A 14,783-nucleotide genomic window follows, 5' to 3' on the forward strand; every position below is an offset into this window, starting at 1 on the left:
TCCGACATCAGCGGCCGCCCAGGCACAGCGGCAGCTCGACCCGTGCGTCTGCGAGCATTTGTTGCGCGTAGTACCAGCCGGAACGGCCGTAGAGGAAGGACGGCAGGTCCGATACGGACCCGATGCCGAACGACCAGCCCCCGTCCCCGTACCGGTCGAGGAACCGGTCGCTGAGCGATGCGGCCTCGGACCGCAGCTCCGGCCAGGAAAGCCGGTCGGCCAGCCAGCACAGCATCGCCACGCGCCCCGCCGCCCCGTGACAGAAGCTGAGGTCGGGCCCGGGATCCCCGCCGGTTATCCGCTCCACCTCGGGTGCGATCAGGTCCCTGGTCCGCTCGGCCGAATACCCCACGGCCCGCAGGAGCTTGGCGGCGCCGAAGGCGACTCCGGCGTACCCCTTGCACCAGCCGGTCCTGCTCGCGGCGTCCCGCAGCGCGTCGTCCTGCCAGCGGTGGCGCAGGTAGGACGAGGCGAAGGCGTCCAGGTGCTCGCGGACCCGGCCGCTGACGTCGGCCTCCTGCCCGGCCAGTGCGCTCATCGCCGCGATGCGCCCGAAGCGGCCGTGGGCCAGGCCCAGCTCGCCCGTGTGCTCCGAGGGCGAACCGTCCAGTTCCACCAGGCGGTCGAGCAGCTGCCCGGCGTCCGGGCCGGCCGGCGTGAAGCCGTCCTCGCCCGCGTACTCCGCGCGGTAGAGGAGGTAGCCGCCGAAGCCGTTGAGATGGTCGAAGTCCGCCAGGGAGAGGCTGCGGGCGTCGATGCCCCGCCCGTCCGGGACGGCCCGGAGCGGAATGCGGCCGGCGTCCATACCGCGCCGTGCCAGCTCCAGCCCGGTGACCACGGCCGAGAGCGCCCCGGTGAAGGGCGAGAAGGAAAGGGCGTCGTTCGCCGGGGGGACCTCCCGCGGCATCGCCGCCGCGTAGACGTCGCCGGGATCGGCGCCGATCACGGAGGTGCCGTGGGCGCGCCCGGCCTCGGCGAGGTGGAGCAGCAGCCCGCCGCCCTCGAACAGGGGGGCGTTGACGCTGCCGAGACGCAGACCGTCCCCGTCGAGCTTGGGCATGAGCCATGTCGGCTGGTCGTCCTCGCTCACGACGAGGTCGGCGAGCGTCGCGTGCCACCCGTGCACCTCGGCGAGCGCGGGGCTCCGGCCGTCGTGCCCGGGCTCCCGGCGGGCCTCCCACACGTCGTCCACCGAGCTGCCGAGGGAGTAGCCGATGTAGGTCAGATCGCGTCCGGCAGGGCGCTCGAAGAAGTCGGCGATGCTGCGCAGCGCGGCCTCGCGCGGCGTGCTGCCCACGTCGGCCGGGCGGCCGGAGACGGTGGTGACGCGCTGCCCGTCGTTGCCGCGGAGGTCGCGGGAGTCGCACGGCACGTCGAAGAACGGCACGTCGAGGTCGGCGAGTGCCGCCACCTCGTCACGGTGCAGCGCGTCCCCGACCTCCTTGCCGTCGACGCCCCGGTGGCGCCGGGGAAGCCTGCCGAGCAGTTCCGTGCGGTCCGCGGTGCTCCTCAGATAGGCCGGGTGCGTGGAGGCTTCGAGGAAGCGGGCGTACACGTAGGTGGGGCGCAGGACCTGGCGGACCGACCAGTCGCGGTACTGCCCCACCACCTCTTCGATCGCCTGCCGGTGGGTGCGCAGCCGTTCGCGGGCCTCGTGGAACCCTGCGGTGATCTCACCGGCCCACAGCCGCGGGTCCACCCGCTCGCCTTGCACCGTGGCCATGTTGGAGCCGTGCCCGACGACGACCGGGACCTGGTCGAACCGGATCCGGTCGGTGCCCATGTCCACGACGCGGTACGACTGGAGCTGCCGGGAGTCCGCGGGCCGGATGCATCCGACGGCGGAGAGGTCCACGTCGAGGGCGGCTCCACTGAAGCGGCCCGGGAACAGGACGGTGTTGAGCACCGACGACTCGATCTCGCGGGCCAGGGCCCCGGCGCCTCCCGCGGCGTGCTGGCCGGGCAGGGACACCAGGGTCTCGGTGTCGATCACGACCGGGCCGCGCGCCGTGGCGATCACGTTCTCGTAGTGCAGATCCGTGGCGCCCGTCATGGTCAGCAGGGCGGCGACGCGGCCGAACCGCCGGAAGTACCCGGCCGGGCCCCCGGCCTCGTCGACATCGGTGTGCTGAATGAACTCCTGCCACAGATGGGCCGGGCGGGCGACCGTCCGGGGATGGACGGGCCCGAAGAACGTGCCGTCCTCATCGGTCCGTGAGCGCACGGCTTCGAGGATCGGCTGGGCGCTCTCCTTCTGCGGTTTGTGGATGACGGTCACGCCGTTGTCCCAGCGCAGGAGGGAGACGGTCATGCCACCGCGGTGGGAGTCCCCCAGGCCGGGGACGAAGGAGACGACGCGCCCGCCCGTTCCGAAGGCCTCCTGCAGCAGGTGCCGGTCCTGCCGGACGGCACGCAGGACGTTCTCCGCGTGCTCCACCCGGCGCTCGGCCACCAGGCGCAGCAGCCGTTCCAGCTCGGGGAAGCGGCCGAGCAGTTTCTGCCGGCCGTCGTTCCCGCTGACCCACGCGTGGAACTCCTCGTATCCCATGGCCGCGCACTCCGGATCGTGCTCACGGGCGCGGAAGGCCGAGATCAGCGTGCGTACGCCGGTCTCGCAGCAGGTGTCCATGACGGAGCGCAGGAGTGAGCCGGCGACGTGCGGAAGATCGATGACGTCGGCGGAGCCGGCCGGGTCCGCTTCCCACCGCCGTTCCCATTCCGCCATGCGTCGCGCGCAATCCGCCAGGAACGGCCGGTGGAAACCGCCGAACACCTCGGCCCTGTCCTTGATGCACTGCTCCAGCAGTTCCTCAAGGTATTCGTTACTCAACTGCACCATGGATTCTCGCTGTTGACTCGTTACGGTGATACCGGCCCCGGAATTCCCGGGGCCGGTATTCCACATGGCTACCGCGCAGCGGACTCCTGTCGGACTCCTGGCCGGCGGATCAGCAGCGGACGGTGCAGCCGCTGGTCGGGCAGCCGCCCTGCAGCGCGGCGCTCGCGGTGGTGATGACACCGGTGATCGCGGTGGCGCAGAGGATGCCGGTGGCGGCGGCGCCGGCGGCGAGCTCGTTCGGCTCCTCGGCGAGCTGGACCAGCTCCTCCGCGGAGACGAAGCCGGTGGTGGCGTCCATGATGATGTCGCTCATGACTTTTCCTTTCCCATCGTGTTATTCGTGAAAGGTCCCCGGAGGTTCCGGGAACCTCGTCCAGGGGCGGCCCGCACCGGGGAGCGCAGGGGAGGCGGACCGCCGGGTCGTCAGGCGAGGCTCAGCACGCAGGGGTAGGTGCCGGGGTCGAGGTGCCGGAGCACCGACCACGCGAATCCCGCCCGGCCGACCAGCAGACTGCTGCTGTAGGCGTACTTCGTGTCGGCCCGTTCGCCGTACCGCTCGACGACCTGGGTGAAGAGGCGTGGGTAGAGGTCGTCCGGAACCCTGCCGCCGAACAGGCCGGGCAGTTCGCGCTCGGCCATGACGGTGATCTCAGCGGCGGCCAGGTCCCCGTGGCAGTAGGTCGGGTTGTTGCCGAAGCCGTGCCGCAGCGTCAGCTCGGCAAGCCGTTCCAACTGCGCCCGGGGGATCGAACCAGGGGCGTACTTCACTGCCGAGAGCGCGCCCAGCAGCATGCCCGGGGCGCCGTGACACCAGGCGCAGGAACGTTCCTTTCCGTCCCAGGTCCGGGGCCAGTCCCCGTCGCTCTCGTCGTAGGCGCCGAGCACGTCGGCCACCATGGCGAGGCCCAGATCACGCACGTCCGCGTCCTCGAAGACGTGCGCGTACTCGAGCAGGACCGGGGCGATCCCCATGGAGCCGTGGGCGTAGCCGGTGTACGGGGTGGCCCGGCCGTACTCGGCGTGCGGTCCCCTCAGGAGCGCGGCCTCCGCCGCGGCGACGGTGCGCGCCGCCTCCTCGACCAGCTTCCTGTCCGTGCCCTCCGCCGCGTCGCGGTACAGGACCATGCAGACGGCCAGCGTCCCCGCCATCCCGCTCACGAAGTCGCAGCCGGCGTCCGGCTCCGCCCGCCGGGCGAGCTCACGGGCCAGCTCGCCCGCCGGCAGCCCGCCCGGGGTGTCCAGCAGGCGCCGGGCGGTCGTGATCGCGTACACGGTGCCGGCCAGTCCGGTCATACCGCCCACGGAGATCTTCGGCCCGTCCATCGCCCCGCGCCGCAGCTGATCCTCCATGGGGCCGAGGACCAGCCGGGCCGCGTCCGCGTACCGGCGCTCGCCGGTTTCGCGCGCGAGACCGGCCAGGACGAGGGCCAGGCCGGGGCTCCCGCCGTAGAGGTCGTAGCCCAGCGTTCCCGGGCTCCACTGGCTCTGCTCCGCCGTCATGACCTGAGGGGCGATCCACGTGGCGGGGAAGGACGGGTCCGCGCTCTCGAACATGGTGGCCACCAGCTCGTCGCCGATGCGGGCGGCCTCGCCGAGGAGCCGTTCCCGGGAGACGTCCACGGGCGTGCCGCCGGCGGGCGGCACGGGGACGAAGCCGGTCGGTTCCTGGTCCTCGGGCAGTTTGTTGACGAAGGCCAGGTCGACCATGAGCAGTTCGCGGTCGATCACTTCCGGGCTCAGCGTGGCGATGCGCCGCCGGATGGTGTCCAGGGCCGGTTCCTCGAAGGCCTCGGCCCGTACGACCTTCTCACCCGCCGGGGTGCCCGACCCTGCGAGCAGTGCGGTGGACCGTGCCGAGTACGAGAAGTAGGGGACGTCCCAGGCGGCGAGCTGCCGCGCTTCCTCGTCGGCCAGTTCGTGGGCGTCGCCGGTCCGCAGCACCACCCGGTTCAGCAGGGCCGTCCTGACGAGCGGATCCCGCATGGCGGCCGGGTGGGTGGCCATCCGCAGGAGCTGCGTGTAGAAGATCGTGGGCTGGTTGACGTGCCGGAACCGGGCGTCGCCGAGATGGGTGTCGATCGCGCCCAGCACCTCGTCGGGGCGGGCACGGGCGTACTCCAGGACACGACGGAACTCGGCCTTGATCACCTCGCGCTGCACCGGCACCGGCACGGCGGCGGCCCCGAACACGGAGAGGTTCGCGTTCGCCGCCGCCGTCCTCGCCTCGGCCAGCTCGACGAACATGTCGTCGCGGCCGTGGTTGCGCACCACGAACGTCCGGTACGGGATCTCCTGGCCCGGGTCGTAGCCGATGGCGCCGATGTCCATGCCCCGGTCGGAGTCGTTCGCCTTCACCACCATCGGCAGGATGCCGATTCCCGCGACCGAGTCGCGGATCGCCGTGGCCGCCTGGTGCGCGGCCGAGCCGTCCGCGTCGGTGGCCGGCCGGCTAAGGCGCGGCGTCAGCAGCGTCTCGGTGTCGACGACCACCGGCCCCTCGGCGCAGGTGACCACGTTCTCGTAGTGGATGTCCGTGGCCTTGAGCAGATAGAGCAGCCCGGCGAGGCGGCCGATGTGCGCGAAGTACTCCTCGGCCTCGCCGGCGAACTCCTCGGTACGCACGAACTCGACGAACCCGCCCTCACCGGCGGGCAGGGCGCTGATCGTGCGCAGGCCCGTGCCCAGGTGCTCGTTGGCCCACCCGATGAAGGCGTTGTACCCGACCTCGGCCTCGATCGGATGCGGCTTGTACAGGACGCGGCCGCCGTCCGCGAAGAGGATCTGCGCCGCCGTCTTGCCGCCGTTGTGCGTGTCGCCCGCACCCAGCGAGACCGCGGTGACCAGGGGGTTCGCACCCACTCCCGGAATCCGTGCGGCCAGCGGCTCGCGGTGGCGCCCGACCTCGGCGATCAGGTGCAGCAGGTAGTCCTCCGCAGTGCGCACACGCGTCCGGACCGCCAGGAACAGATGGGGGTAGCGCTCCAGGAGTTCGGCATGGCCCGCAGCGCTGTTGGTCCACTCCCGGAAGCTGCGGTAGCGCGCCTCCGGTGTGTCACCGGACAGCAGACCGGCGGCCCGGTGCCGGTGGAGTTCCTCCAGGAGCGTGCGCAGCATGAGGCCGGAAACCGCCCCGGCCAGGCCGTTGACGAAGTCCCGGACGATCGTGTTCTCCGGCGCGACCGCGGGCGAGGCGGCCACGACGCCGTCCACCCTGTCCGCCCAGACGCGAACAAAATGGCTGAAGTAGTCCCAGAGCTGGCCGTCGGCGTCCAGTGCGGGGTCATAGGCCGCGGGCGGTGCGACGTCCACGCCGGCGGCTCCCGCCTCACCGGCGCGTGCCGCCTCGTCGAGGAATTTGTCGTGCAGGCGGTCCCGTATCTCGCCGGCGGGTAGCTCCGGGAGATACTTGTGCAGGATTCCTGCCACTGCGCTGGATGTTGGTGCAGGCGTCATGAGAATTCCGGTTTCGCGGAGAGGCGGGTGCCGGGCGGTGTGCGCCCGGCACCCAGGTGAATCAGCTGCAGGTGAAATCAGCCGCAGTTCTTCTGGCACTCGACGGTGGCGGTGCACAGGCGGCCGTTGTTGCCGAGCGCCCAGCTGGCCACGGTGTAGGTCACGACCTCGATGGTGAACGTGCCCGCGCTCAGGCCGTCGAGGTTCTGCTCGCTGATCTCTTCCAGAATGTCGACGTTGCGGTTCTGCATGTTCGCCTCACCCTTTCATCGGGCTGTGGAGAGTTCATCTCCCTTACGGCATCAGTCTCTTGCCTGGTCAAGCGGCAAGGCTATTGTCGTCGGCGACAATATGCAGCGGACGGATGCAGCAGCCATGGTTGTGGGCGTGGGACGCCAGGCACAGTTGCAGCCGTGAGTCGAGCCCCAGCTTGATGGCGATGCTGGTGAGGTGGGCGCGTATCGTCCGCTCGCTCACGAACAGCGCGTCGGCGAGCGTCTGGTTGGAACTTCCGTGGGACAGAAGAGTGAAGACTTCAAGCTCCCGAGAGGTCAGTTGCTCGACGCGAGGGAGGGCGTCCACCCAAGCCTCGGTCTGAATTTCCTTGATTGAACAGCCCATTTGATGGTTCCCACTCGTATCCGCACAGGCATCAGTGCATCGGGTGCATGGATGTCCGGGTCCAGTCCCTGCGGCCGGGCGCATGAAATTCCGGCATGCCTGCATGCATGCCTGGTCAGGGCATGGCGATGGCGCGGGCCCCGGTGCCGGGCATGCCGGGATGCCGGGCGGTCCGGGCATGCCGGTGGCCCTCGGTATCCACAGGAAATGGGTTACTAGGTGATGTTCGAAAAAGGCGCGGAGCTGCCCGGGCTAGACCGGAGTCGTTCCCGGATACAGGGCCTGTATCGGCCGTCGATGTTTCGCCGACGTACGGTCGAGGCCGTTCCGCCCTGCGCCTGACACCCGGTCGGCATCAGGGTGCGGTTCGCTGCGGCGAGTGGGCAGGGCAACGGAAATATACATGCGTTGCGCAATGCTCATGGGAATCCCCCTTTCCCTTAAGACAGCTGGTGGTCAGCCAGCACGGAGCGACACTATCAAGCAGAGATCATCCACTGGTCGGCTCCAAATGTGACCTACATCGCAGGTTCTTCGGGAACCGCCCGAACCGGCAGTAATTTGCACCGCTTGGGGGACGTTGGGGCTGGTTATTGCTTGCCTGGGGAGACCGTTTACCCGGGGCGGTCCGGGAGAAACGGAACCGGGTGGATCGGTGCCGTGAATGTCAGGTGACAACCGGCCTTTCGCCGGGGGTAGGCGCGCGCCACAGCTGGCCGGAACCGGTCCGTTCCGGCAGCCGTGGCCCGGGGAGGTGTGGGGCAAGATGGGCTCATGGGGACCTTCGCTGCGCACGATGGTCTGATCGCCGGCCGGTACCGCCTGTCCGGGCGGATAGGGCGCGGCGGCATGGGCACCGTATGGCGTGCCACCGATGAGCTGCTGGCCCGCCAAGTGGCCGTCAAAGAGCTGCACATGGACGACGCGGACTCCGGCACCTGCCCTTCCGGCCTCTCCGACTGCGACCGCACCCTGAGAGAGGCCCGCGCCGCCGCGCTCATCAGCCACCCGAACGTGGTCGCCCTGCACGACATCGTCGTCCAGGACGGGCGTCCGTGGATCGTGATGGAGCTCGTGGACGGGCGCGCGCTGTCCGAAGTGCTCGCGGCGGACGGCCCGGTGGGCCCGCGGGAGACGGCGCGGATCGCCATGGCCCTGCTGTCGGCGCTGCGCGCGGCGCACGCCTGCGGCGTCCTGCACCGCGACATCAAGCCACCCAACGTCCTCCTGGAGTCGGCGACCGGCCGCGTCGTGCTGACGGACTTCGGCGTCGCCCAGGTCCGCGGCGCCACGACGATCACCGAGACCGGTGCGTTCCTCGGCTCGCCCGAGTACACCGCGCCGGAGCGCATGTCGGGCGGCCCGGCCGGCCCCGCGTCCGACCTGTGGTCCCTGGGGGTGCTGATGTGCGCGGCCCTCAGCGGCGTGACCCCCTTCCGGCGCGACTCGCTGGGCGGCATCCTGCACGCCGTCGTCCACGACGAGATACGCCCGCCCGCCGCCGCGGCCCCCCTGCTGCCCGTCGTCCGGGGGCTGCTGGAGCGGGACCCGGCGCGGCGGATGGGCGCCGACGAAGCGGAGCGGCTGCTGCACGACTACCTGGCCTCCGGGTGGGTCGACGGCGGCCGGGTCAGGCCCGCGTACGTGCCGCGCAGCCGCACCGTCCTGATGTCCGCGGTCGCCGTCGTGACCCTGGCGGGCACGGGAGCCGGCCTCGCCGTGCTGCTGGCCGAGCGCGGCGCGGAGGGCGCCGGCGGACGTCCCCCGCAGGTCTCCAGCGGGACGCTCAGCCGCTCGCCCGGCCCGCCCGTCACGCGCGAACCCCCGGTGAGCGCGCCCGTACGGCCCCCGGAGGGGTACCACGCCGTGCAGGACCCGGCGGGCTTCGCGCTGGCCGTGCCCGACGGCTTCACCCGCTCCTTCGAACCGCCCCGCGTCTTCTACTACTCGCACGACCGGCAGTTCCGCCTCGGCATCCTCATCCAGGACCCGCAGGGCGGCGGGCCCGCGGGCACCCTGCGCGCCGCCGCGGCCGCGGCCCCCGACCGCTACCCGGGCTACCGCTCCGCCACCGTCCGCGAGACCACGCACAAGGGATACCCCGCGGCCTCCTGGGAGTTCACGTGGGACGGGCCCGAGGCGGAGGCGGGCGGGGCGGTGCGTACGTACGACACCTGCTGGGAAGAGGGAGGGAAGATGTACGAGGTGTGGGTGGCGGGGCCCGCGGGGAAGGCGGCACAGGCGCAGCGGCACGCCCGGGCCGTACTCGACACGTTCGTGCGGATCCGGCCCGTATCCAGCCCCTAAAGGCGCATGGGGAGGGTTTGCGCATTCGAAGGTGCGCCTGCCCGGCCCCCCTTGGTAATGATGGGGCCATGACGAACGACGGGGGACGGCCGAACGGGCCGACCGGGGCGAGCGAGCCCACCAGCTACGACCTTCAGCCACCCAGAGCGCCGGTCGCGGCGACCAGCAGCATTCCCGACGCCACCGGGAGCGTCTACACACAGGGCGCACCGAACCCGTACGCCGCACCCGTGCCGCCGCCGCACGTCCCCCACCCCGCGGCCCATGCCCCTGCCGCGCCCGCCGTGCCTGCCGCCACCGCAGCAGTTCCCGCTCCCGGCCCCGCCGCTGCCACCGGCTCGGTTCCCGAGCCCGGCGCGGGCCGCCGCGTCGGCAACCGCTACCGGCTGATCTCCCGCCTCGGCCACGGCGGCATGGGCACCGTCTGGAAGGCGCACGACGAGGTCGTCGACCGCGAGGTCGCCGTGAAGGAGCCGCGCGTCCCGGACCACCTGCCCGCAGCCATGCGGGAGAACGTCCACCAGCGCATGCAGCGCGAGGCCCGCGCCGCGGCCCGCGTCGCCCACCCCTCGGTCGTCGCCGTCCACGACGTCGTCGTCGAGGACGGCCGCCCCTGGATCGTCATGGAGCTCGTCCGCGGGCACTCGCTCGGCGACCGGCTGTCGGACGGCACCCTGGACCCGCGCGAGGCCGCCCGCATCGGCCTGGCCGTCCTGGACGCGCTCGGCGCCGCCCACGAGGCGGGCGTGCTGCACCGCGACGTCAAGCCCGACAACGTCCTGCTGGGCCGCGACGACCGCGTCGTCCTCACCGACTTCGGCATCGCCCAGATCGAGGGCGAGCAGGGCCTCACGGAGACGGGCGCCTTCGTGGGCTCGCCCGAGTACGTGGCGCCCGAGCGCGTCCTGGGGCAGCGGCCGGGCCCCGAGTCCGACCTGTGGTCGCTGGGCGTCGTGCTGTACGCCGCGGTGGAGGGCGTCTCGCCCTTCCGCCGCTCCAACACCCAGGCCACCATGCAGGCCATCCTGTCCGCGGAGCCGCAGATGCCGTCGCGCGGCGCGGGGATGCTGGGCGGGCTCGTCATGGCCCTGCTCCACAAGAACCCGGCGGCCCGGCCCGGCAGGGCCGAGGTCAGGCGGACGCTGGAGGCGGTCGCCCACCCGGCGGCGGCCGCGGAGACCGCCTTCGGCGCGGCCGGCCGGCCGCAGGCCACCGGCAGCAAGTGGGTCCCGCCCGTGCTGCAGGGCAACCGCAAGGCGCAGTGGGGGCTCGGCGTGGGCGTGGTGGCCGTCGCCACGGCCGTGACGCTGCTGATCGTCAACCCGTTCGCCGTCGGCCCGGCCATTCCGCTGCACTGGAAGGTGCGGGACGAGCCGGAGATCGTACGGGCGTCGATGGCGGTGCCCGAGGACTACGAGAAGTCCGTCGACAGCAAGGACAACTGGGTCTACTTCCAGGACCCCAGCGGTGTGTTCGGCATCTCGCTGGACAAGGACACTGCGGAGCAGCGGGCCAAGAACACGGGGAGCTTCGAACCGACGGACATCGGCTCGGCGGAGGCCGAGGCCAAGCGGCTCATCGCCCGCCACACATCTGATCCGGGCACCAAGCTGAACGACGCCAAGGCCGACACCGTCAAGGCGTCCCCGTACCCCGGCATGCAGACGGCCGAGGTCGTCACCGTGTACCGCAAGTCCGGGAGCAACGAGGCCGACCCCAAGGCGCTGAAGCGGGAGCTGATCATCGTCAACGACGCCAAGAGCGTGACGTGGCGGCTGGAAGTGCGCATGCCCGAGAAGGGCGAAGGGCGCAAGAACGGTGACAAGCTCTTCGAGGACGTCCTCAAGTACCTGAAGATCCAGGACAAGTGATAATCCCGGATCAATGACGTGATCGGGTTACCGCCGGGTATTCAAGCGGCGGTCCTCCGTCATACGCTCCCCGTATGACGGACTCGCGGCACGGCGCACCGGAAGTGGCAGCAGTGACGACGGCGGAGGCGGCCCCCGTACCGGGGCCACCCGCCGGAGGCAACCCCGTCGCCCCGCCCGGCGCCCGCACCGCCGACGACGTCGTCACCCCCGGTGTCGTCGCCCGGCTCACCCGCGGAGTCATCGGCTCCGGCAGCACCGTCAGCCACACGCCCCTCACCGGGCGGAAGCTCGCCGACCTGCCGGAGTCCACCCCGGAGGACGTGGCCACGGCCTTCGCCCGCGCCCGTGAGGCGCAGTCGCACTGGGCCGGCGTGCCCGCGGGCGAGCGCGCCGCGGTCCTGCTGCGCTTCCACGACCTGCTCCTGGACCGGCAGTCCGAGGTCCTCGACCTCATCCAGGTGGAGACCGGCAAGGCCCGCCTCCACGCCCACGAGGAAGTGCAGGCGGTCGCCGTCGCCGCCCGTCACTACGGGCGCAAGGGGCCCGCCTACCTGCGGCCCAGGGCCCACACGGGCGTCGTGCCCCTCCTCACCAAGGTCGCCGAGCTGCGCCACCCGCGCGGCGTCGTCGGCCAGATCGCCCCCTGGAATTACCCGTTCGAGCTGTCCGTGGGCGACGCGCTGCCCGCCTTCGCCGCCGGCAACGCGGTCGTGATGAAGCCCGACACCCAGACCGCCCTCACCGCCCTGTGGGCGCGCGAGCTGCTGATCGAGGCGGGGCTGCCCGAAGAGGTCTGGCAGGTCGTCCTCGGCGAGGGCCCGGTCGTCGGCCCGGCCGTCGTCGGGCACGCCGACTACGTCTCCTTCACCGGCTCCACCCGCACCGGCCGCGAGGTCGCCCAGGGTGCCGCGGCCCGCCTGATCGGCTCCTCGCTCGAACTCGGCGGCAAGAACGCCATGCTGGTCCTGCACGACGCCGACGTCGAGAAGGCCGCGGCCGGCGCCGTGCGCGGCTGCTTCTCCTCCGCGGGACAGCTGTGCATCTCCATCGAGCGGCTCTACGTGCACGCGTCCGTCGCCGACGCCTTCCTGGAGCGCTTCACCGCCCGCACGAAGGCCCTGCGGCTCGGCACCGGCCTCGCCTACGGCGCCGACATGGGCTCCCTCGTCTCGCAGCGGCAGCTGGACGCCGTGACCCGGCACGTGGAGGACGCCGTCTCCCGGGGGGCCACCGTCCTCGCGGGCGGGCGGCCCCGCCCCGACGTCGGCCCGCTCTTCTACGAGCCGACGGTCCTCGAGGGCGTCGGGCCGTCCATGGCCGTGTGCGCGGAGGAGACGTTCGGCCCGGTCGTGTCCGTGCACCGCTTCCAGGACGAGGACGAAGCCGTCGCCCTGGCCAACGCCACCCCGTACGGGCTCAACGCCAGCGTCTGGACCGCGGACGGGCGGCGCGGCCGGGCCCTCGCGGCGCGCCTGCGCACCGGCACCGTCAACGTCAACGAGGCCTACGCGGCCGCGTACGGCAGCGCACAGGCCCCCATGGGCGGCATGGGGGACTCGGGGCTGGGCCGCCGGCACGGCTCGGAGGGCATCCTCAAGTACACCGAGGCCCAGACCGTCGCCCACCAGCGCGTCATGCCGCTCGCCCCCGCCTTCGGGCTGGACGACGAGAAGTACGCCGAGTTCATGACGCGCAGCCTGCGGGTGATGAAGGCGCTGCGCCTGCGCTGACCCGGCCGCCCGCAGGCCGCGCGCGGCCGTCGCGTACGCGTAGTCCGTCCAGCAGCACGAGTTCGTTCAGCACCACGAGTTCGCCCGGTTCGGAGGCCATGGTGACAGCGTTCGACTACGACTACGACGTGATCGTCGTCGGTTCGGGCTTCGGCGGCGCGGTGTCCGCCCTGCGCCTGAGCGAGAAGGGCTACCGCGTGGGCGTGCTGGAGGCGGGCCGCCGCTTCACGCGCGGGACGCTGCCCAGGAACTCCTGGGACCTGCGCAACTACCTGTGGGCGCCCGCCCTCGGCCTCTACGGCCTCCAGCGCATCCACCTGCTCGGCAACGTCATGGTCCTCGCGGGCGCCGGTGTCGGCGGCGGCTCGCTCAACTACGCCAACACCCTCTACGTGCCGCCGAAGGCCTTCTTCCAGGACCGGCAGTGGGCCGGTATCACCGACTGGGAGGAGGAGCTGCGGCCGTACTACGACCAGGCGCGCCGCATGCTCGGCGTCCGCCTCAACCCGACGATGACGCCCTCCGACGTCCACCTGAAGGCGGCGGCCGAGCGCCTGGGCGTGGGGGAGACCTTCCGCATGGCCCCGGTCGGGGTGTTCTTCGGCGACGGCGCGGACGCCGGCGGCACGCACCGCGCCCGGCCCGGCGAGGAGACCGCCGACCCCTACTTCGGGGGCGCCGGGCCCGCCCGCCGGGCCTGCACCGAGTGCGGCGAGTGCATGACCGGCTGCCGGCACGGCGCGAAGAACACCCTCAACGAGAACTACCTCCACCTCGCCGAGCGGGCCGGAGCCGTCGTCCATCCCATGACCACGGTCGTCGCCGTGACCGAGCACCGGGAGGGCGGGCACCGCGTCGTGACCGTCCCGACCGACAAGCGGCGGGGGAGCGCCCGCCCGCGGGTGCTGCGCGCGGAACGGGTGGTGATCGCCGCCGGCACGTACGGCACCCAGACCCTGCTGCACACCATGAAGGACAAGGGCCTGCTGCCCCGCATCCCCGACGGGCTGGGCCGCCTGACGCGTACGAACTCCGAGGCCCTGGTCGGCGCCCAGACCGACGACCGCCGCTACGGAAAGGCGCACGACGGGGACCGGCCCGACTTCACGCAGGGCGTCGCCATCACCTCGTCCGCCCACCTCGACGAGCACACCCACATCGAGCCCGTGCGCTACGGCAAGGGCTCGAACGCGATGGGCGCGCTGTCCGTCCTCCAGGTGCCGGTGGCCACCCGGGCGCCCCGCGCCGTCGCGTTCGCGGCGCGCTGCGTACGGCACCCGCTGCAGCTGCTGAAGTCGCTCTCCAACCGGCGCTGGTCCGAGCGGACGATCATCGGGCTGGTCATGCAGTCCCTCGACAACTCCCTGACCACGCACCGCAGGAGCAGGGGCCCGGGCAAGGGCCTGCTGACCGCCCGGCAAGGACACGGAGCCCCCAACCCCAAGCAGATCCCCGCCGCGACGATGGCCGCGAGCATCATCGCCGAGGAGATCAACGGATTCCCCGGCAGTAACGTGGGCGAACTGATGGGCACCCCGCTGACCGCCCACTTCCTGGGTGGCTGCCCCATCGGCGCCGACGCCTCCCAGGGCGTCATCGACCCGTACCACCGGCTGTACGGGCACCCCGGCATCACGGTCGTGGACGGCTCGGCCGTCTCCGCCAACCTCGGCGTCAACCCGGCGCTCACCATCACCGCCCAGGCGGAACGGGCCATGTCCCTCTGGCCGAACAAGGGCGAGCCCGACCCGCGGCCGGAGCAGGGGCGGGCGTACGAGCGGATCGAGGCGGTCGCGCCGGCGACGCCCGCTGTGCCGGAAGGGGCCTACGGTGAACTGAAGTTGAAGCCGGGAGGGGCAGGCGGGGCCGACGGGACGGATGGCGGCGCGGCCGGTCCGGGTGCCCCCTTCGAGCCGGGGCGCCCGGCGCTGAGGCTGCTGCCGCTGCTCCCGCCGGACG

General features: G+C 72.0%; 9 protein-coding genes. 4 read left to right on the plus strand and 5 right to left on the minus strand.

Annotated features, from left to right (window positions below; all coding sequences use genetic code 11):
- Nucleotides 1–7: 7 nt before the first annotated feature.
- The 5 genes from lanM to V7793_RS11650 form a co-directional block, all read right to left on the minus strand.
- Nucleotides 8–2,830: a type 2 lanthipeptide synthetase LanM gene (gene lanM / locus V7793_RS11630; protein WP_336005339.1), complete on the minus strand. Its 2,823-nt coding sequence runs from the start codon at nucleotides 2,828–2,830 to the stop codon at nucleotides 8–10.
- A 118-nt stretch (nucleotides 2,831–2,948) separates the two neighbouring features.
- Complete coding sequence (locus V7793_RS11635; RefSeq protein ID WP_168091465.1) at nucleotides 2,949–3,152, minus strand: hypothetical protein; 204 nt, start codon at nucleotides 3,150–3,152, stop codon at nucleotides 2,949–2,951.
- A 110-nt stretch (nucleotides 3,153–3,262) separates the two neighbouring features.
- A complete protein-coding gene (locus V7793_RS11640; RefSeq protein ID WP_336005344.1) occupies nucleotides 3,263–6,265 on the minus strand; it encodes a type 2 lanthipeptide synthetase LanM family protein in 3,003 nt (1,000 codons plus the stop codon).
- A gap of 104 nt (nucleotides 6,266–6,369) precedes the next feature.
- Nucleotides 6,370–6,543 (minus strand): plantaricin C family lantibiotic, encoded by a 174-nt coding sequence (locus tag V7793_RS11645; protein WP_168091463.1) that lies wholly within the window; start codon nucleotides 6,541–6,543, stop codon nucleotides 6,370–6,372.
- 67 nt (nucleotides 6,544–6,610) lie between these two features.
- On the minus strand, nucleotides 6,611–6,913 hold the full coding sequence (locus V7793_RS11650; RefSeq protein WP_336005348.1) for a response regulator transcription factor: 303 nt from the start codon (nucleotides 6,911–6,913) through the stop codon (nucleotides 6,611–6,613).
- 774 nt (nucleotides 6,914–7,687) lie between these two features.
- Here V7793_RS11650 and V7793_RS11655 point away from each other — a divergent pair.
- The 4 genes from V7793_RS11655 to V7793_RS11670 form a co-directional block, all read left to right on the plus strand.
- Nucleotides 7,688–9,220, plus strand: coding sequence for a serine/threonine-protein kinase (locus V7793_RS11655; RefSeq protein ID WP_336005350.1), 1,533 nt, complete (start codon nucleotides 7,688–7,690; stop codon nucleotides 9,218–9,220).
- Nucleotides 9,221–9,288: 68 nt separating this feature from the next.
- Nucleotides 9,289–11,091, plus strand: a complete 1,803-nt coding sequence (locus V7793_RS11660) for a serine/threonine-protein kinase (protein ID WP_336005353.1) — start codon at nucleotides 9,289–9,291, stop codon at nucleotides 11,089–11,091.
- Nucleotides 11,092–11,165: 74 nt separating this feature from the next.
- Entirely contained in the window at nucleotides 11,166–12,824 is a 1,659-nt protein-coding gene (locus V7793_RS11665; protein ID WP_336005355.1) for a succinic semialdehyde dehydrogenase, read from the plus strand.
- Nucleotides 12,825–12,922: 98 nt separating this feature from the next.
- On the plus strand, nucleotides 12,923–14,783 hold a 1,861-nt coding region (locus V7793_RS11670), incomplete at its 3' end, for a GMC family oxidoreductase (protein ID WP_336005358.1).

Origin of the sequence: Streptomyces sp. KLMMK (genome assembly GCF_036961605.1) — a bacterium.
Classification (GTDB): Bacteria; Actinomycetota; Actinomycetes; order Streptomycetales; family Streptomycetaceae; genus Streptomyces; species Streptomyces telluris.

What these genes read in the sequence shown, in the direction of transcription:
- V7793_RS11635 (WP_168091465.1), bottom strand. Translation starts at nt 3,152, where the DNA reads ATGAGCGACATCATCATGGACGCCACCACCGGCTTCGTCTCCGCGGAG.
- V7793_RS11645 (WP_168091463.1), bottom strand. Translation starts at nt 6,543, where the DNA reads ATGCAGAACCGCAACGTCGACATTCTGGAAGAGATCAGCGAGCAGAAC.
- V7793_RS11650 (WP_336005348.1), bottom strand. Translation starts at nt 6,913, where the DNA reads ATGGGCTGTTCAATCAAGGAAATTCAGACCGAGGCTTGGGTGGACGCC.
- V7793_RS11655 (WP_336005350.1), top strand. Translation starts at nt 7,688, where the DNA reads ATGGGGACCTTCGCTGCGCACGATGGTCTGATCGCCGGCCGGTACCGC.
- V7793_RS11660 (WP_336005353.1), top strand. Translation starts at nt 9,289, where the DNA reads ATGACGAACGACGGGGGACGGCCGAACGGGCCGACCGGGGCGAGCGAG.
- V7793_RS11665 (WP_336005355.1), top strand. Translation starts at nt 11,166, where the DNA reads ATGACGGACTCGCGGCACGGCGCACCGGAAGTGGCAGCAGTGACGACG.